Below are 19,210 nucleotides of genomic sequence, written 5' to 3' on the forward strand. Positions count from 1 at the left end.
GGAACCGTCAGGACCCCTCTGACCTGCGGGGGGGGTGCCCCGTTCCGGGCGACCGTGGCGACCGGGGTGCCGGGAGGTCGATCAGGTCGCTGACGCCTGCCACTTCCTGCAGGGTCCGGGCCAGCGACACCAGTGACTGGCGTACGGCCGTGATCTCGGCGCGCAGGGCCTCGGCGTGCTCCCACGCCCGCTCGTACGCCACGGGATCGCGTCCCGTCGGACGCTGCGACTCGTACGCGGACAGTCGGGGATGCCACTGTGAGAGGAGCGGCCGCAGGACACGGTTGAGGACCGTGACCGCGAGGACGCCGAAGCTGACGTGGCCGGGGGCCAGGGGCGGGGCTATGTCGGGGCCGTAGCGGCGGAGGATCTCGCGGGTGGTCCCGAAGAAGGTGTACAGGGACGACAACGCCTCGCGGAGGAAGCCCTCCTCGGGATCGAGCTCCTCGACGGACACGCGCGTGACCAGCTCCAGGTACAGCTCCCAGGCCGCGCTGCGCTCCGCGTCGGCCGGTTCCCAGGTGCCCGATATCTCGCCGACGAACGGAATCGTCAGCTTCGCCGTGACCTGCGCCGGACCGCCCGGTCCACGCCGCCTGCGCTGTCTGCGTGCCATGATCGCCCTCCCCGGTACCCACAGTAGGGTAAGTCGCCGTGTGGGACGTCTTCCTCAGCTACAGCCGCGGTGATGTGGAGCGGGTCCGTCCGCTCGCGCGTGCGCTGCGCGACGGCGGGCTCGAGGTGTTCACGGACGAGACCGGAGTCGCGTCCTTCGCCGGCATCAGCGACACCATCCGCCGCGAACTGGCCCGCTCCAAGGCCCTGCTGGCGTTCTACTCCACCGGCTACCCCGAACGCGAGGCCTGCCAGTGGGAGCTGACCACCGCGTATCTGGCGGGACTTGGGGAGGGCGACCCGCGCCGCCGCGTCATGGTCGTCAACCCGGAGCCGGGGACCGGCCACATCCACCCCGTCGAACTGCGTGACGCGCGGCACGCCTCCGCCGACGACCTGGCCGCCCTCGTGGCCGACGTCCACGCGCACGTGGCGCGGCTCACCGGCCCGGTCACCGTCCAGGAGCGGGACGTACGCCGCCGTCCCCCGGGCGCGCCGCGACCGCGCCCCGACTTCCTCGGCCGCCTCTCCGAGCTCTGGCAGGTGCACTCCGCCCTGCACGCCCACGCCGCACCCCTCGTCACCGGCCGCGCCGCCGCCCACGCCGTGCAGATCCGCGGCATGGCGGGCATCGGCAAGACCGCGCTCGCCCAGGAGTACGCCGTCCGCTTCGGGGCCGCCTACCCGGGCGGCGTCTTCTGGCTGGACGGGCAGGCGTACGACGACGCCCTCCGGGCCACCGCCGGTGACGTCGGCGAACCGTTCCTCTGGATCGTCGACGGCGTCCCCACCGGTCGGCTCACCGCGCGCGAGATCGCGGCGATGGCCGCCCCGCACCCCCAGGGCCACACCCTCTTCACCCTCCGCAGCCGCGCCTACGACGGACTTGGCACACCGGTCGACCTGGGACCCCTCGACGCGCCCCACGCCCGCGTGCTCGTCGGCGGCGACGACGCGCTGGCCGAGGCGGTCGACGGGCACCCGCTCGCCCTGGCCCTCCTCGGCCGTGCCGTCCGCGCCGGACACCAGCCGTCCGCCCTCTACGGCCGCCTGCACGCCCGCGGCGCCTCCCTCCTCGACGCGCTGGCCGACGAGGACGTGACGGGCGCCCACGCGCGCGACGCCGACACGACGAACGCCGCCGACGTACTGCGCTGCGCGGCCGCCCTGCACCCCCTGCCGCTGACCGTCGAGGACGCCGAGCGCGTGCTGGCCGCCGCCGACCGGGTGCCGAGAGCGGTCGCCCACCGGCGTGCCGACGACGGCGTCGCCGAACTCCGCGTCCGCAGCCTGCTCGCGCCCCACGCCGACGGCAGCTGGTACCTCCACCCGGTCACCCTGCACGCCTGGCATCACCACGACCCGGCCCCCGCCCGCACCGAGGCGCTGCGGCACGCTGCCCTGCGTACCCTGTGCGGCCGCCGCGACCCGGTTACGCTGGCCTTCCCCGGTAGCCGGAGGGAGGCTCCCATGGCAGCACCCAGCGAGTCGGAACGGATGGCCGCCTTCGACATCCAGGTCGAGCTGGTCACCCGCATCGGGGTGCAGGAACTGGCACCGGGCACGGGCAGCCTGCGCGAGGCGCTGACGTCCCTGAAGTCGCTGATCGACTTCACGCGGGCGACGCTGCACACATACAGCGTCGGACTGGAGCGGGGCGCGGAGACGGGTACACCGACGGTGCAGAGCCTGGCGTACACCCTGATCAACGACGTCATCCGCCCGTTCACCAGCCGCTGGCACCCCCTCCTCGCCGCCTACGAGGCCCGCTGCCCGGCGGACGTCGCCGCGCCCGACCACGAGGCGGTGTGGCCGGAGGCGGAGCCGATGCGTACCGAACTGGCCGCCCTGCGTGAGCCGTTGCGGCGGATCGCCGAAGGGCTGGGCGGAATCTCCGGGGCGGACTTCGGGGTGGCGGCGACGAGCTGAGGTATGAGGTACCGGGACCCAATTGCGGAGAGGCAAGGATCACGGCTGCCTACGCTGCATCCCACACCCCCGCCAGCGACTGGGACCTGGCCGTCGACTACCGCGGCTCCTTCGACCCCGCTGACCTCCGCGCCGTCGGCTGGGAGGGCGAGGTGTCGGAAGTCGGCGGCTGGGGTGGCGGCGTCTTCAACGGGGGTGCGTGGTGGAGCCGCTGATGTTCCATCTCGCCGGGATTCCCAGCTACTTGGTCGTGGTCGAGCCGGCGGTCAACCAGGTGCTGCGGGGCGAGCTGCCACGGCCGGTGGGCTATCCGGAGAAGCTGGGCGTCCCCGCCGCCGAGCGCTGACGGGACGGCCCTGGCCACGCTCGCGTACGCGAAGGCCAACCATGCACCGGCCGGACGGCGGATGAGAAGCGGTTGTTGGAGCGGGCGGGGCTGCGCGAAGGCGACGGGATCATCAGCGGGTTGCGAACGGACCCGAAGGCAAGAATTAATCGTTCGGCCGGGCGGGATTGACGCTGCTAGCGTTCCTGACGTGGCGAAACTCAATCAGATCATCGCAGTTGAGAAGGGCATCAAGTCCAAGGCGCACCAGGACCTGACGGCCGCTCACCACGGGTTGCAGAAGCCCGCGTTGCTGGCCGGAATCTCACGTACGTACCAGCCGAAGGACGAGGAGGGCGAGCAGCTGCCGCCCGAGTCGACGCGGGTGCAGGTGAAGGCCGAGGACGTGCTGCGGGAGACCGCGGCGACCCTGACGCGGCTCTTCGACGTGACCGCCACCAAGGACTGGGCCAACTGCACCGCCCGTGCGGACGTGGAGGTGGACGGGCGTGTGCTGATCGCTGACACTCCCGTGTCCTACCTGCTCTTCCTCGAGAAGCAGCTCGTCGATCTCAACACCTTCGTACGGAAGTTGCCCGTCCTCGACGCCTCCGAGTCGTGGATGCAGGACCCGTCCACCGACGCGTGGAAGACCGAGCCGGTGCGGACGCTGCGTACCAAGAAGGTGCCCCGGAACCATGTGAAGGCCGAGGCGACCGACAAGCACCCGGCCCAGGTCGAGGTCTACTACGAGGACATCCCGGTCGGGTACTGGACGACCGTGAAGTTCTCCGGAGCACTTCCGGCGCGCCGGGTCAACGAACTCCTCGACCGGGTCGAGAAGTTGCAGCAGGCCGTGAAGTTCGCCCGGGAGGAGGCGAACGGCACCGAGGTCGTCGACCAGCGGGTCGGGGACGCCGTGTTCGGCTACCTGTTCGGGTAACACTCGCAGTAGTCGGATAGTCTCGAAGACTCCCCGGCCCAGGTGGCCGGGGTGCGCGAGGAGCGCAAGCTGAAGCTGAAGTTCGTCGTGATCAACGCGGCACAGACCGCGGTCAATCTCAGACTCTCGCTCCAGACTCAGCATTCGCCGCCGATCGCCGGATCGACCGGGCTCAGGCCCCAGGACGTCGAAATGCCGGTTCAAGTCCGGCCCGCACAGCTCGATGTGCGGTGGTCCAAAGGCAGGACGCGACGACATTACGACTGACCTGAGCCCTCAAGCGTGCCGGCGTGCGACATGGGCGGCATCACAGGGCCCGGGGGCAGGCTACGCCCTCGGGCCCGCTTCCAAGAACCCACCCTGGCTTGGACCCCACAGTCCACAGCCCGGCCACCCTCGCCTGGCCGGTCCAGGTTCCAGGTACCGAGGAGCATGTCGGGCCCCTTCCAGAAGCCGTACGACGAGCGGTGGTCAGGCCAGAGTGCACGTGCCCGCGCCGCCTGGACAGAGCCGCGCCGGGATGCGTGGTTCGCCCCCTCCGAGGGCACGACCGCGTCGTACGGTGCGTGCATGACGCCTTCTCCCGCAGGTCTCATCATCACCCGGTGCACGGTTCTCACGCACGACGATCAAGAACGGATCGGGTTCGCCGAGGATGCCGCCATCGTCGTGCGGGACGGGGTCGTCGACGCGGTGATCAGCAGCGCGGAGGCCGAGGACCTGCCCGCGACCGAGCGCCTCGAGGCGCGTGGCCAGGTCGCGATGCCGGGTCTGATCAACTGCCATACGCACGCCCCGATGGTCACCCTGCGCGGGGTCGCCGAGGACCTGCCCACCGAGGAGTGGTTCAACGACGTCGTCTGGCCCATCGAGTCCAACCTCACCGAGAAGGACGTGGAGTTGGGGGCGCGGCTCGCCTGCGCCGAGATGATCCGCGGGGGCGTCACCTGCTTCGCCGACCACTATTTCGCCATGGACGCGGTCGCCGCCGTCGTCGCCGAGTGCGGGATCCGGGCTCATCTCGGCGAGGCCTTCTTCTCCTCCCAGGGGCCCCAAGGGCGGGAGAAGTCCGCCGAGTTCGCGCTCCGGCACCGCGGCGGTGCCGACGGCCGTATCACCACCGCTCTCGCCCCGCACGCCCCCTACACCGTCGACGACGCAGACCTCACCGCCACTGCCGAACTGGCCCGCGAGCACGGCCTGCCCGTCCACCTCCACGCCTCCGAGAACCGCGACCAGGCCGACACCAGCCTCGCCCGGCACGGCGTCACCCCCATCGAGGTCCTCCAGCGCACCGGAATCCTCGACACGGACGTCCTCATCGCCCACGGCACCGGCATCCTCGACCGCGACCTGCCCGTCCTGGCCGCCGCCACCGGCCGTGTCGCCGTCGCCAGCGCACCCCGCGGGTACCTCAAGTTCGCCTGGCCCACGACCACCCCGGTCCGCGCCCTGCGTGACATCGGCATCCCCGTCGGACTCGCCACGGACGGCGCCGCCTCCAACAACTCCCTCGACGTGTGGGAGTCGATGGCGCTCACCTCCCTCATCCAGAAGTCGACCGAGGGTGATCCGCGCTGGCTGACGTCCCGTCAATCTCTGCACCACGCCACGCTGCAGAGCGCACGCGCCGTCGGTCTCGGTGACAGCATCGGCAGCATCGCACCGGGCCGCCGCGCCGACATCGTCCTCGTCGACCTCGCCGGCCCGCACACCCAGCCCGTCCACGACCTCGCCGCCACCCTCGTGCACAGCGCCCGTTCCTCCGACGTCCGCACGACCATCGTCGACGGGCGGATCCTGATGCGCGACCGCGAGCTGCTCACCCTCGACGTGCCCGCAGTCGTACGGGAGTTGGGGGAGCGCATGCCCGCCCTGCTGGACCGCAGCCACGGCAGGCGGATCCAGGACTACGACACATAGGCTGATCTCCATGGATCCCGCCGACGGCCTCATCGACCACCCGTACGACGTCTACCGGCGCCTGCGTGAGACCGCGCCGGTGCACCGCATCGCCGGCACCGACGGCCGGCCCGCCTGGCTCGTGACCCGGTACGACGACGTGCGCGAGGCCCTCGCCGACCCACGGCTGTCGCTGGACAAGAGCCGTGCGAAGGAGGGCAACTACAAGGGCTTCGCCCTGCCACCGGCTCTCGACGCCAACCTCCTCAACATGGACCCGCCCGACCACACCCGCATCCGCCGCCTGGTCGTCCGCGCCTTCACTCCACGCCGGGTCGAACAACTCCGTACGCCCATCCGCCGGACCGCCGATCATCTCCTCGACGCCCTCGGCCCGCAGGGCACCACCGACCTGATCGCCTCCTACGCCGCGCCGCTGCCCATCACCGTCATCTGCGACCTCCTCGGCGTCCCGGAGCGGCACCGGCGTGACTTCCGGGTCTGGACCGACACCCTCGTCGCCCCCGACCCCACCCGCCCGCGGGCCGCCAAGGAGGCGGTTGCGGCGATGCTCGGCTTCTTCACCGAACTCCTCGCGGACAAGCGCGAGGCGCCCGCCGACGACCTGCTCTCCGACCTGATCGCGGTACGGGACGAGGGCGACCGGCTCGGCGAGGACGAGCTGATGTCCCTCGCCTTCCTCATCCTCTTCGCCGGATACGAGAACACCGTCCAGCTCATCGGGAACGCGGTCCTCGCCCTCCTGGAGCACCCCGAGCAGCTCGCCCAGCTGCGCAAGGAGCCGTCCCGACTGCCCAGCGCCGTCGAGGAGTTCGCCCGCTACGAAGGCCCTGCCCTGCTCGCCATCCGCCGCTTCCCCACCAAGGACGTGACCATCGGAGGTGTCACCGTCCCCGCCGGCGAGACCGTCCTGCTCTCCCCGTCCGCCGCCAACCGCGACCCCGCCCGCTACCCCGACCCCGACCGCCTCGACCTCGACCGCGACACCTCCGGCCATCTGGCGCTCGGTCACGGCATCCACTACTGCCTCGGTGCGCCGCTGGCCCGAGCCGAGACCGAGATCGCCCTGGCCGCGCTGCTGGAGCGGTTCCCGGATCTCGTGCTCGGCGAGAGCGACGTACGGTGGCGTCCGTCCGTACGCGCTCGTGGCCTGCTCGCGCTCCCGGTGACGTACTCCCAGTGAAGTGCCCCCGGTGACAGGCGCCGAAAGATCTTCCCGAACCGGCGATGAGTTCCGCGCCCGTGCTCCAGTCACCACCAGAACGGACCACTGGAGCAGGAGGGACCCATGTCGCTTCCGGAGATCGTCTCGCGTCGGCAATGGCGCGCGGCACGCGAGGAGTTACTGGCCAAGGAGAAGGCGGCCACACGCGCGTGACGCGCTCAACGCCGAGCGGCGTGGGCTGCCCATGGTCGAGGTCGACGCGGAGTACGTCTTCGAGGGCGGCGACGGGAAGGCCACGCTGCTCGACCTGTTCGAGGGGCGGCACCAACTCGTCGTCCACCACTTCATGTTCGCCCCCGAGTGGGACACGGGCTGCCGCAGCTGCTCGGCGTTCCTGGACCAGATCGGGCACCTGGCCCATCTGGAGGCACGCGGCACCACGTTCGCGGCCGTGTCCCGGGCGTCGTATCCGAAGATCCTGCCGTTCAAGGCGCGCATGGGCTGGACCGTGCCCTGGTACTCGTCCTACGGCAGTGATTTCAACCACGACTTCGAGGTGACCCTGGAGTACGAGGGCGAACCCGTCGAGCGGCCGGGCATCAACTGTTTCCTGCGCGACCACGACCGGGTGTTCCACACCTACTCGACCTACGAGCGCGGCCTCGACGGGCTGGGTTCGACCACCAGCTTCCTGGACCTGACGGCACTGGGGCGGCAGGAGGAGTGGGAGAGGCCCGAGGGGCGCGCGTCGGCCCTCGGGGCGCCTGCGGGGAGCGAACGCATCCGGTATCACGACGAGTACGAGGAGTGACGCGGAGAGTGACCTTAAACGGACAAATGCCGAGAGTCTGCTCACACTCCGCGGTGGACGAGTGTCAACTACGTCTCAGTACCGTCACTTGGCGAGGCGTTCACCCCGTCGTTGGCGTTTAACTCATTGAGTACAGCGCTACATGGAGGTGCACGGTGAACGGGCGAACGGTGCTCATGCGCTTTCCCGCAGGCGGACCGCGCGGATCGTGGCCGGCGGAGGAGTTCGCGCAGGCGCGGCGGCAGGAAGGGCTGCCCGCCGAGGTCGTCATGGACCTCGCGACGGACGCGTTCCTGGTGATCGTGCGCGGCGACGTGACCGTGGACGCGGCGGCCTGAGCTCAGCCGGCCTTCGGCGCCGGCACCCGTGTCGTGAACTGTTCCGCCTGGAGCGAGTACAGCTCCGCGTAGACGCCACCGGTGGCCAGCAGCTCGTCGGGCGTACCGGACTCGACGAGCCGGCCCTGGTCCAGGACGTGCACCAGATCGGCGTGGCGTACGGACGCCAGCCGGTGGGTGATGAGGACAACGGTCTGCCCCGCGGAGGCCAGGGCGCGGATCTTCTCGAAGACCTCCAGCTCGGCCCGGGCGTCCAGGGCGGCCGTCGGCTCGTCCACGATCAGGATGCGGCCGCGCCGGTAGGCGGCCCGCGCGATGCCGAGCCGCTGCCACTGGCCGCCGGACAGCTCGTGCCCGCCGTTGAACTGGCGGGCCAGCAGGGTGTCCAGGCCACGCGGCAGGTCGGCCACCACGTCCTCGGCACCGGCCTCGGCGAGCGAGGCGGTCATACGGTCCTCGGTGAGGGGAGCCGAGGAACGGCCGACGGCCACGTTCACGCGCGCGGTGAACGGCCAGCGCTTGAAGTCCTGCGCCACCATCGCGATGCGTTCGGCCAGCTGGCGCCGGTCGGCGGTCGCCGCGTCGACGCCGTCCCACAGGACGCGGCCCCGGTCCGGGGTGTAGAGGCCGGCGAGCAGCTTGACCAGGGTCGTCTTGCCCGAGCCGTTCTCCCCGACCAGCGCGACGATGCGGCCCAGGGGGAGCGTGAGGGTGACGTCGTCCAGGGCGGGGCGGGCGGCCTCGCCCGGGTAGCTGAACGTGACGTTCTCGAAGCGGATCTCCCGGGGATCCTCGGGCAGCGGTTCCCCGCCGACCGGGATCGCCCGTTCGGCCGCCTCGACGTACAGGCGTTGCAGATCGCCCACGAACAGGGCCTCCTCGTGGAGCTGGTTGACCTCAAGGACGAGACTGTCCAGGCTCGAGGAGCCCGTCCGGATCGCGATCACGGCCGTACCGGCCACCGCCAGTGCCATCGCGCCCGCGAGCAGCAGCCCGCCGAGCGTCGCGTACGTCGCCACCGTCGCGATCCCGGTCCAGGCCGCCGCGATCAGGCCGGTCCGGGCCGCGAGCCGGGCCAGCCGCTCCTGCTCCGCCTCCGCCGTCTCCGACATCGCCCGGTAGTGCCGCAGCAGGAACGGGCCGACACCGTGCACGCGGATCTCGGGCGCGGCCGCCGGTTCGGTCAGCAGGCCGCTGATCAGATGGCCGGCGCGGGCGTGCTGCACCCAGGTGTGGAAGGACTCGTAGCGGCGCCGTGCGATGGTCAGGGCGCTCCAGGCGCTGGGCAGGGTCATCGTGGCGAGGAGGGGGAGCAGCGCCGGGTGCAGCACGGTCAGCACGCCCGCCGCCGCGATCAGTGAGATCGACGCGTTCACCACCCGGGTGCTGTACACGATCATGCGCCGGGCGGACGAGGCGCCGTACTGCGCGGTGTCCAGCAGCTTGTGGAAGGCGTGGTCCTCGATCGCGGCCAGCTCCACGGCCGCCGCCCGCTCCAGATACAGCTCCGTCGCCACCCGCTCCACCTTGGGCTCCAGACGCCCGGTGGCATACGTCGACGCCGCCCGCAGCAGCGCCGCGACCAGCATCACCGCGGCCATCGTGGCCAGCGCGGGGACGGCGCCGCGCAGCCGGTCCGCCAGTACGCCGCCGCCGATCAGCCGGCCCAGCACGCTGTTCACCGCCAGCAGGCTCACCGCCTGGGCCAGGCCCCGGCCCACCTCGGCCGCCAGCACCACCCGGGCCGCACCCCGGTCGGCCTGCCAGGCGAGCCGGAAGGCGGACGCCAGCAGGGCCGGCAGCCGGGTCACCATGGCCCGGAAGTTCAGCTCCAGGAAGGCGTCCCGGTGCTGGTTCCACCCCATGTCGTAGCGCAACGGGCCACCGAAGAGCAGCTGCTCCGACTCGGACACCTCGGGCTCGCCCGCGTCGTGCTTCTTTCCCACCGTCGATCTCCCCCGATCGCCAATCCCGGACGGACGGCCACTATCGCGGGGCGGACGGCTTCGGGGCAGGGCGTGAGTCGGGGAGGGTGATACGCGCGGGCGCACACCCGGGGCTTTGCGCGGCGCTTACGCGCTGACCTGCCGCGACCAGGAGGGTGTGGTGCCCGTGACCCGGCACAGCGCCAGATAGAGCGGAATCGGCGGCGTGTAGGGCAGCGTGCCGTCCGGCCGGTGGATCAGGCGCGGGATGTCGGGGACGAGCGCCCCCGTGGCGTACTGCGTGGGCGCCGGCCACTCCAGCGCGTAGTCGGAGTCGGACGGAACGATCCACCACCAGTGCGTGTCATCGGCGTAGACACATCCCACCCGGGGCAGCCGGGGCAGGACCAGCGGCCCGAATCGGGCGGGCATCGCCACCGCGTCGCAGCCCAGGGGAGCCGTCATACCGTCCGGGACCGCCAGCCGCCGGGGTGTTCCCGGGGTGCGCAGCCCGCGGCCCAGACGGACCAGGGTGTCCAGGCTCAGAACCTGGCCGCCGCCGGACGCGGCGCTCACCGGGTGCCCTCCACGCGGTGGTGGCCCTCCGGCTCGCCACCCGAGCCGCCGGCCGGGCCCGGTTTCGGGCGGGAACCCCAGCCCAGATCGCCGTACGGGACCGCGGCGCGGGGCAGCTCGGCCCAGACCAGTAGGCCGGGACCGTGCTGGAGGGCGCCCCAGGCGTGGCACAGGGCGTCGACGAGGAGCAGTCCCCTCCCACGCTCCTCCTCGGACCGCGGCCCGGACGGGTGCGGCCCACCCAGCTCGCCCGGCGCGCAGCCCTCGTCGCGCACCGCTATTCGCAGCAGGTCGGCGCCGTCGTGCAGCTCGCAGACGATATGGCTGCTCGCGGTGTGCACGATGGCGTTGGTGACCAGCTCGGAGACCACCAGGGCCGCCGAGTCGCAGGTGTCCTCACACACCGACCAGCCGTTCAGCCGCGCCCTTGTCAGGCGTCTGGCCTGCGCGGGAGAACCCGGATGGGCAGCCAGTTCGAAGCGGAACCGGCGCTCGGCAGCGGACGCCCTCAGGGGGCCTGCTCCCGTGGCGGCACCGAGGCCGGAGCGGCCTGCGGCGGCGTCTGTTCCTAAGGGCGCGGGCGGAATCACGCTTGCCACTATCGCCCCGCCGTGAACACTTGGCAAGTGTCACTCTGAAAATTGCAGAGTGCCGTGTGATGCCGTGGAAGGCCGTGGCACACTGCTCGCAACAGCACGTGCAGCGGCGCCAGTTGAGATCGACGGAGATCCACCCAGATCTTCGAATAGGTCTTCGAATGGCGCCGTAGGGCTGTCGGGAATCCTTGGTGACCGGGCTGTCAGGACTCTTATGGGAGGTGGAGCGTGAGCGAGCCGCGGTCCGCGCCGACGGTCGGTCAGGTCGTCCTCGGCCGACGCCTCCTCGACCTGCGCGAACGTGCCGGTCTCAAGCGTGAGGAGGCCGCCCGCATCCTGCGCGTCGCCCCCGCCACGGTCCGCCGTATGGAGATGGCCGAGGTCGCGCTCAAGATCCCGTACCTCCAGATGCTCCTGAAGGCCTACGGCGTCTGCGACGACGAGGCCTACGCCTTCGTCCAACTCGCCGAGGACGCCAACAAACCCGGCTGGTGGCAGCGGTTCCACGACATCCTGCCGGGCTGGTTCTCGATGTACGTCAGCCTGGAGGGCGCGGCCGCCCTGATCCGGTCGTACGAGCCGCACTTCGTGCCCGGTCTGCTGCAGACCGAGGACTACGCGCGCGGAGTGCTGAAGTCGGGCGCCATCGGCCAGACCGAGCCCGAGGACATCGAGGGTCATGTCGCGCTGCGCATGCAGCGCCAGGAACTGCTCACCCGTCAGGACGCGCCCCGCCTTTGGGTCGTGATGGACGAGACCGTGCTGCGCCGCCAGGTCGGCGGCCCGGAGGTGATGCGTGCCCAGATCGACCGACTGCTCGAGGCCACGAAGCTGCCCAACGTGACGCTGCAGGTGGCCCCGTTCGGCAACGGGCCGCACCCCGGCACGTACGGGCCCTTCGTGCTGTTCCGATTTGCCATGTCAGAACTGCCGGACATGGTCTACAGCGAGTACCTGACCGGCGCCGTCTACCTGGACGCGCGCAGCGAGGTGGCGACCCACCTCGAGGTCATGGACCGCATGGCGGCGCAGGCCGCTACGGCACATCGCACGAAGGAGATCCTCAAGGATCTCCGCAAGGAGCTGTGAATGGATCGCATCAAGCCGCGCAAACAGGTCTACAACGGTATGCCCGCGCGGGACTTGGGCAGCGAAGGCTGGCACAAACCGTGGAGCGGCGGCAACGGCGGCAACTGCCTGGAGGCGATGAAGCTCGCCGACGGCCGGATCGCCGTCCGCCAGTCGACCGACCCGGACGGACCGGCCCTGATCTACACCACCGACGAGATGACCGCGTTCATCCAAGGCGCCAAGGCGGGGGAGGCCGACTTCCTCCTGTCCTGACGTGTTGCTCTTTTCTCTCGCTCAACTCTCTTAACTTGGTGCTGAATTGATTACTCATTGTGTCTTACGGAGTGCCTCATGACCGCGATCGACACCAGCAGGCCCCATCCCGCGCGGATGTACGACTGGTACCTCGGTGGCAAGGACAACTACCCCGTCGACGAGGCCATGGGGCGCCAGATGCTCGCCCTCGACCCGCGGGTCCCCGTGATGGCGCGGGTCAACCGCGCCTTCATGCACCGGGCCACCCGCTGGCTCGCCCGGCAGGGCGTACGGCAGTTCCTGGACATCGGCACGGGCATCCCCACCGAGCCGAACCTCCATCAGGTCGCCCAGGAGACCGCGTCCGACGCGCGTGTCGTCTACTGCGACAACGACCCCATCGTGCTGGCTCACGCGGCGGCCCTGCTGCGCGGCACGGACGAGGGGGCGACCGAGTATCTGCAGGCCGACGTGCGGGACCCCGCCGCCATCGTCGAAGGCGCGCGGAAGGTCCTGGACTTCGGCCGGCCGGTGGCACTCTCGCTCATCGCGCTGCTGCACTTCGTCCCCGACGAGGACGGCGCGCACGAGCTGGTCGGCCGGCTGCTGTCCGAACTTCCGTCCGGCAGCTACCTGGTGATGAGTCACGCGACCGCCGACTTCACCCCCGAGGAGTCGAAGGCGGCGACCGAGAAGCTCAGGGCGGCGGGCGTCACCCTGGCGTTGCGCTCCCGCGCCGACTTCACCCGCTTCTACGCCGGCCTCGAACTCGTCGAGCCCGGCGTCGAGGTGCCGCACCGGTGGCACCCCGAGCTGGGAGAGGCGGTACCCGGGCAGGACGACGGGGTCATTCCCGGGTACGGGGCGGTGGGGCGGAAGCCCTGACCAACTCGCTTGCGGTCAGGGCCCTGTGTTCCGGTGCGTGACCAACTGGCTTACAGCCAGGACCACATGCGCCGGGGCGCGTCCACCAGGCGGCTGACGGCCACCACCGGGAGCGGCGGCTGCTCGGCCTTGCTGGGGCTGAGGTTCAGCCCGTAGTAGATCTGCTCGATCGACGGCGGTCCGACCGCGAGGTTGCGCCGGACCGCTGCCGACGACGACTGTTCCCCGATCTGTACCAGATAGGCGGCCGCCATCGTGCCCGTACGGCCGACTCCTGCACCGCAGTGCACGAACACCTTGCCGTCCGCGCCGCCGACGGCGCTCAGCAACTGCTGCACCTGCGCGGGCTTGGGCGTCTGCCCGTCCCGGATGGGCAGCCGTACGACCTTCAGCCCCCTGCGATAGGTTGCGACTGTCGCGGCAGGACATTGCCGGCGGGACAACACCGCGTCTGCGGTCGAGTGTCCGTGAACCTCAACCGCCAGGGTTGGAATCGCTCCCGTTGAGGGGGCGAGGATGTCAAATGCACACCAACGACGCACGGCGTGCGCAAGGTGGGCAAGAGAGAGGACCGTCTGCACAGAGGTCCCGTCGGGTGCGAGGCCGCTGCTCCTTAACTGAGAAGGAACAGGCGGCCCTCGCCCTCGCGGAGGCGGTGACCCTGGTGGCCGACGACGGCGTCCCGGACGACGTCTACACGGAGGCCGCGACCCACTTCGAGGAACGGGAACTGGCGCACGTACTGTCCCTGATCCTCACGATCAACACGTGGAACCCCGTGGCACTGGCAACGGCCAAGGTGGCGGGGACGGACGAGCGACGCTAGCGGCGGGGCCGTCCCATCGACGACGCCGACTACACAGTCATCGGCCGGTCATACGGCGATATCGGCGCCGGCAGCCGCGAACTCCCCGTCAGATGGCGATCGACGGCCGCCGCCACCGCCCGCCCCTCCGCGATGGCCCACACGATCAGCGACTGGCCCCGCGCGGCGTCCCCCGCGACGAAGACGCCGGAGGTGTTCGTGGCGAACCCCGCGTCCCGCGCGATCGTCCCGCGCGGCTCCGTCCCCAGCCCCAACTGGTCGATCAGCCCGTCCCCCCGGTCGGGCCCGGAGAAGCCGAGGGCGAGCAGCACGAGGTCGGCGGGAAGCGTCCGCCCGGTACCCGGTACCGGGCGGCGCCGCGCGTCGACCTCCACCAGGTGCAGCGACCGCACGTGCCCGTCCGCGTCCCCCGTGAAACGCAGCGTCGACGCCGCGAACAGCCGCGCGTCCGCGTCCGCGGCGGGCGCCGTCCCCAGGTCCCGCGCCTCCTCGTGCGCGGCCGACAGCCGGTAGATCTTCGGGTACGTCGGCCAGGGCTCGGCGTCCTCGTCGCGCTCGGCGCCGGGCAGGGCGTAGATGTCCAGCTGGGTGACGGACGCGGCACCCTCCCGTACGGCGGTGCCCAGGCAGTCCGCCCCCGTGTCACCGCCGCCGACGATGACGACATGCTTCCCGGCGGCGGACATCGGGGACCTCTCCAGGTCGCCCTCACACACCCGGTTGGCCAGCGGCAGATACTCCATCGCCTGCTGGATCCCCGCCAACCCCCGCCCGGGTACGTCCAGTTCACGCCACGCGGTCGCGCCCGTGGCGATCACTACGGCGTCGTAGCGCGCCCGCAGCTCCGCCGCCCCGACGTCCCGCCCGACCGCCGTGGAGGTACGGAACTTGGTCCCCTCGGCCCGCATCTGCTCGATCCGCCGCTCCAGATGGATCTTCTCCATCTTGAACTCGGGGATCCCGTACCGCATCAGCCCCCCGATCCGGTCGTCCTGCTCGTACACGGCGACCGTGTGCCCCGCCCGCGTCAACTGCTGCGCCGCCGCGAGTCCCGTGGGCCCCGACCCGATCACCGCGACCGTCCGCCCGGACAGCCGGTCCGGCGGCCGCGGCGGCGCGAACCCCTCCTCCCAGGCCCGGTCGGCGATGGCGCACTCGACGTTCTTGATGGTGACGGCCGGCTGGTTGATCGCGAGCACGCACCCGGCCTCGCACGGCGCGGGACACAATCGCCCGGTGAACTCGGGGAAGTTGTTGGTGGCGTGCAGCCGGTCCGCCGCCGCCCGCCAGTCCTCCCGGGAGACGAGGTCGTTCCACTCGGGGATCAGATTGCCCAGCGGACAGGCCTCGTGACAGAAGGGGACACCGCAGTCCATGCAGCGGTCGGCCTGTTTGCTGATGATGGGCAGCAACGCCCCGGGGACGTACACCTCGTCCCAGTCCTTGACCCGCTCCTCGACCGGCCTGCGGGGCCAGTCCTGGCGGGGGGTGGTCATGAAACCCTTGGGATCGGCCATGGCCGTCTTCCTCATGTGCGCGTGTGACGTGAGCCGTGCGTCATCGGGCGGCACTCTTCCGGCCACGATACGTCTCATCGGCCACTGGCGCAGAGTGCGGGACAGAGCTTTCTCCGGGCCGTCTCGGTCTCAGGCGAGGGCCAGAAGATACGACACCGCCGCGGCCGCCGAGGCGACCATGCGGACGTGATTCCATCCCGTCCACTCGCGGACGTACGTCGGCCAGTACGCGGCCGCCTCCGGAGTGCCCGGATCCATCCTGAGCAGCGCGTCGTTGCGCGGCACGTTCGCGACCATGGTCACCCCGAACGAGCCGAACAGAAACAGCGCACTGCCCAGCAGCAGCTCCACCCGCCCCTCGTCCGGCCACAGCACGAACGTCACCACCGCGAGCACCGAGCACAGCACCGCCGACCCGACGAACACGAGCATGAACGGCGGCCGCACAGCGGCCACGTTGATCGAGTTCATCGCGGCGACGCCCTGCGCGGGCGGCAGCGCGGCGAGCCCACGCATCACGAAGGTCGAGAAGGCGCAGAAGACCCCCGCCACCAGGCCGGTCCCCAGCACACCCAGCACCGTCAGCACGAAATACGGTCCATCGATCATGTCAACATCAACCCCCGGGTCCCGCCGAGATCTTGCCCGGCACCATCCGTCACCAAAAGTGAAATCCCGTACGAGAACGGTGACCATGGCCGAAGGTCGCGGGGGCATGCGCGAGCGTCCACTCACCACCCGCCTCGCATCAGACCGGCCCGCTCAGCACATCCGCCACCTCCCCTTTCCCCTCCCCCACCTCCTCCGTCCGCCACCCCCGCAGCGTCGCCTCCACCACCGCCGCGATCCGCCGCCGAGCCTCATGCCGTGGCACCCCGCTCATCAGCAGCTGGTCGTACGGCGTGTCCAGATGCCGTACGGACGCCACCACCGCCGACGTCACCGCCCGCTCGGACAACGCCCGCCCCGCCGCGCTCCGCCCCACCCGCCCGCTGCCCCGCACCGACGCATGCCCGGCGATGTCCCGCGCCCGGTCGTCCGGGCACCCGGGAAACAGCCGCCGTATCTCCGCCGCGAACGCCTCCGCGAACCGCACGTCCTGGACCGCCCGCCGCCGCGCGTCCCGCACCCGGCGTCGCCGTCGCGCCTCCGCGTCCGCCAGGCACCGCCGCTCGGCCCGGGCCAGCCCCGCCTCCTCGACGAGGACGCCCTGCCGCTCGTAGCGCCCCCGGCGCCGGTTGAACCGCACGACCACCGCCGACAGCGCGCTCTCCTCCCGCGACCGGCGCGTCAGCGCCGTGTCCCCGCGCGGCAGGAACACCAGATGCCCGAGATCGGCACAGCCGAGACACCGCGGCGCCCCTTCCTCCAGCACGAGCATCGGCAGCGGCCCTCGGTGACACTCGGTGCAGTGCCGCCGCCTGACGGGCTGGATGACGAGAAGTCCGGTGCGGGCCGTGGGAGTTGTACGGGCTGCCATACGTGGTTCATTCCCCCCTGACGGGCCCGGGGACCCCGCCGGAATCGAGCCCTCCGGGCACTACCGTCCGCCCGGATCGAACACCGACACCGCGTATACGGTGCCGCGTCGGCATCTCGATCTCGTCGAGCACGGCCACCGCGAGATCGGCATACGACAGGTCGGAGACGCCGTCGGGAACCCGCTCGCCGCCGAGCCGGTAACGCCCCGTACGGGCGCCGCCCGCCGCCAGCCCTCCGCCCGGCGTGAGCATGACCCAGTCGACGGCGCCGTCCACTTCCTGCCGTAGCCGCCGCAGGCCTGCCGTGTGCGCCGGCGCACACGGCCGTACCTCCGCCGGGAACGCCCCCGGATCGTCCATCACCGGCTGTTCGTCCGCCTGAGCGGGTTGGCGACAACCTCACGGTGACGAGCCGCCGGACCCCTGCGCGCCGAGCCCGCCGAACAGCGCGTCCGCCGCCTTCACGAAGAAGGCCGGATCGAGCGAGCCGAACCCCCGCTCCGGCCCACTGAACGGCGACACCGCGTGCACCGCGGCCACCTGCCCGCCCACGACCCCGGCGACCGACCCGGCATCGGTCACGTCACCGCGTACGAGTGACACCCTCCGCCGGCAGGGAGGGCCTGCTACCGCTCCGGATCCCGCCCCACGGCCGTCACCGCCCGCCCGGCCCGCCCACCGGCGCCGAAGACGACGATCCCCCCATGACCAGCCTCCTTGCCGGACACCGCCCTTCGGCGCCTGACCTGGACGTTAGAAGGAGTGATCCCGGTTACTTCAACGGTACGGGCGCCAGCCTCGACCGATGACCGACTCCGAACCCGATGCCACGGGCGGCGCCCGGCCGGGCCCCTGAACCCCGACATGTCCCATCCCGCCTGCCCCTGCGCCACGATCCCCTTCCGGGCGGCGGCAAGTGGACCGGGATGGTCATCCGCTGCCTCGAAACCGGCCCCCGCCGCTTCACCGAACTCCGTGTCCCCCTCCCGGCCATCACGCCCAAGGTCCTCAGCGGCACTCTGCGCGCCATGGAACGCGACGGCCTGCTCACCCGCACCCCGTACGACGAGAACCCGCCCCGTGTCGAATACGCCCTCATCCTCCTGGGTCGCACCCTGATCCCCCTCCTCGACACCGCCCGCGTCTGGAGCGGGACCCACCTGCCCCAGCCGCTTGCCGCCCGCCAGGACCATGAGCACGACGCCCCGGCCGCGCCCTGCCGCATGATGGCCGTGTGCGACTCGAAGCGATCACCTGGGACCGGCTCGGCGACCTCCTCGCCGACCGCCTGCTCGACCTGAAGCCGGCCGACGGCAGCCCCTGGCCGCGCGTCGCCTTCGACGGCGCCCCGGCGGCCCGCCCGGGCGACCTCGCCGAACGCGTCCGCGAGGCGCTGCGCATACGCGGCCGCCCCTCGCTCGTCGTCGGCACGGACGGCTTCCAGCGCCCTGCCTCGCTCCGCCTGGAGTACGGCCACCAGGACGTCGAGGCGTACTACAGCGGCTGGTTCGACACCGGCGCACTGTGGCGCGAGGTCTTCGGCCCCCTCGAACCGGGCGGCGACGGCCGTGTCCTGCCCGACCTGTGGGACCCGGTCACCGACCGCGCCACCCGCAGCTCCTACACCCAACTCCCACCCGGCGGTGTCCTGTTGCTGCACGGTCCCTTCCTCATGCGGCACTGGTTCCCCTTCGACCTGACCGTCCACGTCCTCCTCTCCCCGGGCGCCCTGCGCCGCCGCACTCCCGACACCGACCACTGGACCCTCCCCGCCTTCGAGCGCTACGAGCACGAGACCGACCCGGCCGGCACTGCCGACGTCCTGGTGCGCGCCGACGATCCGCGCCATCCGGCGTGGAGCGGTTGAGCCGACGTGGAGCGGTTGAGTCGGCAACCACTTGTGCCGCCGTGGCGATGGGCAGGAGCAGCCCGTTACCGCCGGGTTCCGGGTGCGTGGCTCCGGCGACGCGGCGAGAATGATGGGCGCCGGGACTAGCGGTGCGTTCCGCGCCGCGCCGGCCGTCCGGCA

At 71.4% G+C, this 19,210-nt stretch carries 22 protein-coding genes and 2 pseudogenes; 14 read left to right on the forward strand and 10 right to left on the reverse strand.

Features of this window, described 5'->3' with window-relative positions; translation table 11 throughout:
* Positions 1 to 7: 7 nt before the first annotated feature.
* Positions 8 to 616, reverse strand: coding sequence for a hypothetical protein (locus AQJ91_RS01945; protein ID WP_067015251.1), 609 nt, complete (start codon positions 614 to 616; stop codon positions 8 to 10).
* Between the two features lie 38 nt (positions 617 to 654).
* On the opposite strand from AQJ91_RS01945, the gene AQJ91_RS01950 reads away from it, so the two are divergent.
* The 8 genes and pseudogenes from AQJ91_RS01950 to AQJ91_RS01980 all read left to right on the forward strand — a co-directional run bounded on the left by AQJ91_RS01950 (position 655) and on the right by AQJ91_RS01980 (position 8,049).
* On the forward strand, positions 655 to 2,544 hold the full coding sequence (locus AQJ91_RS01950) for a toll/interleukin-1 receptor domain-containing protein (RefSeq protein ID WP_067015252.1): 1,890 nt from the start codon (positions 655 to 657) through the stop codon (positions 2,542 to 2,544).
* Positions 2,545 to 2,606: 62 nt separating this feature from the next.
* Positions 2,607 to 3,061: pseudogene (locus AQJ91_RS48590) on the forward strand (nucleotidyltransferase domain-containing protein); the annotation flags it as partial.
* A 19-nt stretch (positions 3,062 to 3,080) separates the two neighbouring features.
* Positions 3,081 to 3,812 (forward strand): DUF7873 family protein, encoded by a 732-nt coding sequence (locus tag AQJ91_RS01955; protein ID WP_067015253.1) that lies wholly within the window; start codon positions 3,081 to 3,083, stop codon positions 3,810 to 3,812.
* Positions 3,813 to 3,863: 51 nt separating this feature from the next.
* Positions 3,864 to 4,079, forward strand: coding sequence for a hypothetical protein (locus AQJ91_RS01960; RefSeq protein WP_234381777.1), 216 nt, complete (start codon positions 3,864 to 3,866; stop codon positions 4,077 to 4,079).
* A 303-nt stretch (positions 4,080 to 4,382) separates the two neighbouring features.
* The gene (locus tag AQJ91_RS01965; RefSeq protein WP_067016095.1) at positions 4,383 to 5,735 is read left to right on the forward strand and encodes an amidohydrolase; all 1,353 of its coding nucleotides are present in this window, start codon (positions 4,383 to 4,385) and stop codon (positions 5,733 to 5,735) included.
* A 10-nt stretch (positions 5,736 to 5,745) separates the two neighbouring features.
* Positions 5,746 to 6,918, forward strand: a complete 1,173-nt coding sequence (locus AQJ91_RS01970; protein ID WP_067015254.1) for a cytochrome P450 family protein — start codon at positions 5,746 to 5,748, stop codon at positions 6,916 to 6,918.
* Between the two features lie 105 nt (positions 6,919 to 7,023).
* Positions 7,024 to 7,711, forward strand: a pseudogene (locus tag AQJ91_RS01975) (DUF899 domain-containing protein).
* Positions 7,712 to 7,866: 155 nt separating this feature from the next.
* Complete coding sequence (locus AQJ91_RS01980) at positions 7,867 to 8,049, forward strand: hypothetical protein (protein WP_067015255.1); 183 nt, start codon at positions 7,867 to 7,869, stop codon at positions 8,047 to 8,049.
* 2 nt (positions 8,050 to 8,051) lie between these two features.
* On the opposite strand, the gene AQJ91_RS01985 is transcribed toward AQJ91_RS01980, so the two are convergent.
* The 3 genes from AQJ91_RS01985 to AQJ91_RS01995 all read right to left on the reverse strand — a co-directional run bounded on the left by AQJ91_RS01985 (position 8,052) and on the right by AQJ91_RS01995 (position 11,149).
* The gene (locus tag AQJ91_RS01985; RefSeq protein WP_067015256.1) at positions 8,052 to 9,995 is read right to left on the reverse strand and encodes an ABC transporter ATP-binding protein; all 1,944 of its coding nucleotides are present in this window, start codon (positions 9,993 to 9,995) and stop codon (positions 8,052 to 8,054) included.
* Between the two features lie 126 nt (positions 9,996 to 10,121).
* The gene (locus AQJ91_RS01990) at positions 10,122 to 10,550 is read right to left on the reverse strand and encodes a hypothetical protein (RefSeq protein WP_067015262.1); all 429 of its coding nucleotides are present in this window, start codon (positions 10,548 to 10,550) and stop codon (positions 10,122 to 10,124) included.
* Complete coding sequence (locus tag AQJ91_RS01995) at positions 10,547 to 11,149, reverse strand: ATP-binding protein (RefSeq protein ID WP_067015264.1); 603 nt, start codon at positions 11,147 to 11,149, stop codon at positions 10,547 to 10,549. Before AQJ91_RS01995 ends, AQJ91_RS01990 begins: the two co-directional genes overlap by 4 nt.
* Positions 11,150 to 11,374: 225 nt before the next feature.
* Between AQJ91_RS01995 and AQJ91_RS02000 the strand changes: the two genes are divergently transcribed.
* The 3 genes from AQJ91_RS02000 (at position 11,375) to AQJ91_RS02010 (ending at position 13,357) form a co-directional block, all read left to right on the forward strand.
* Positions 11,375 to 12,235: a helix-turn-helix domain-containing protein gene (locus AQJ91_RS02000; RefSeq protein WP_067015266.1), complete on the forward strand. Its 861-nt coding sequence runs from the start codon at positions 11,375 to 11,377 to the stop codon at positions 12,233 to 12,235.
* The gene (locus tag AQJ91_RS02005; RefSeq protein WP_037668646.1) at positions 12,236 to 12,490 is read left to right on the forward strand and encodes a DUF397 domain-containing protein; all 255 of its coding nucleotides are present in this window, start codon (positions 12,236 to 12,238) and stop codon (positions 12,488 to 12,490) included.
* Positions 12,491 to 12,568: 78 nt separating this feature from the next.
* Positions 12,569 to 13,357, forward strand: a complete 789-nt coding sequence (locus tag AQJ91_RS02010; protein WP_067015268.1) for an SAM-dependent methyltransferase — start codon at positions 12,569 to 12,571, stop codon at positions 13,355 to 13,357.
* 50 nt (positions 13,358 to 13,407) lie between these two features.
* Here the strand turns inward: AQJ91_RS02010 and AQJ91_RS02015 are convergent, their stop codons facing one another.
* A complete protein-coding gene (locus AQJ91_RS02015) occupies positions 13,408 to 13,800 on the reverse strand; it encodes a protein-tyrosine phosphatase family protein (RefSeq protein ID WP_324617966.1) in 393 nt (130 codons plus the stop codon).
* Here AQJ91_RS02015 and AQJ91_RS48595 point away from each other — a divergent pair.
* Positions 13,770 to 14,183, forward strand: a complete 414-nt coding sequence (locus AQJ91_RS48595; RefSeq protein WP_407696816.1) for a carboxymuconolactone decarboxylase family protein — start codon at positions 13,770 to 13,772, stop codon at positions 14,181 to 14,183. The two genes, AQJ91_RS02015 and AQJ91_RS48595, sit on opposite strands and share 31 nt — an antisense overlap.
* A gap of 29 nt (positions 14,184 to 14,212) precedes the next feature.
* Here the strand turns inward: AQJ91_RS48595 and AQJ91_RS02020 are convergent, their stop codons facing one another.
* From AQJ91_RS02020 to AQJ91_RS54295, 5 genes are all read right to left on the reverse strand, one after another.
* Positions 14,213 to 15,700 (reverse strand): glutamate synthase subunit beta, encoded by a 1,488-nt coding sequence (locus AQJ91_RS02020; RefSeq protein WP_067015270.1) that lies wholly within the window; start codon positions 15,698 to 15,700, stop codon positions 14,213 to 14,215.
* A gap of 129 nt (positions 15,701 to 15,829) precedes the next feature.
* Positions 15,830 to 16,309 (reverse strand): anthrone oxygenase family protein, encoded by a 480-nt coding sequence (locus AQJ91_RS02025; protein WP_067015276.1) that lies wholly within the window; start codon positions 16,307 to 16,309, stop codon positions 15,830 to 15,832.
* Between the two features lie 139 nt (positions 16,310 to 16,448).
* On the reverse strand, positions 16,449 to 17,180 hold the full coding sequence (locus AQJ91_RS02030; protein WP_079084619.1) for a DUF2293 domain-containing protein: 732 nt from the start codon (positions 17,178 to 17,180) through the stop codon (positions 16,449 to 16,451).
* 7 nt (positions 17,181 to 17,187) lie between these two features.
* Positions 17,188 to 17,544, reverse strand: coding sequence for an NAD(P)-dependent oxidoreductase (locus AQJ91_RS54290; protein WP_199847821.1), 357 nt, complete (start codon positions 17,542 to 17,544; stop codon positions 17,188 to 17,190).
* Between the two features lie 36 nt (positions 17,545 to 17,580).
* Positions 17,581 to 17,763: a hypothetical protein gene (locus AQJ91_RS54295; RefSeq protein ID WP_199847822.1), complete on the reverse strand. Its 183-nt coding sequence runs from the start codon at positions 17,761 to 17,763 to the stop codon at positions 17,581 to 17,583.
* Between the two features lie 344 nt (positions 17,764 to 18,107).
* Here AQJ91_RS54295 and AQJ91_RS48600 point away from each other — a divergent pair, with 344 nt between their 5' ends.
* Entirely contained in the window at positions 18,108 to 18,482 is a 375-nt protein-coding gene (locus AQJ91_RS48600; RefSeq protein ID WP_234381778.1) for a winged helix-turn-helix transcriptional regulator, read from the forward strand.
* Positions 18,416 to 19,048 carry a nucleoside/nucleotide kinase family protein gene (locus AQJ91_RS02050; RefSeq protein ID WP_067015288.1) on the forward strand — a complete coding sequence of 211 codons (633 nt, stop codon included), beginning with the start codon at positions 18,416 to 18,418 and terminating at the stop codon, positions 19,046 to 19,048. The genes AQJ91_RS48600 and AQJ91_RS02050 overlap by 67 nt, the downstream gene beginning before the upstream one ends.
* Positions 19,049 to 19,210: the final 162 nt, after the last annotated feature.

This window comes from Streptomyces dysideae (assembly GCF_001514305.1).
GTDB lineage: Bacteria > Actinomycetota > Actinomycetes > Streptomycetales > Streptomycetaceae > Streptomyces > Streptomyces dysideae.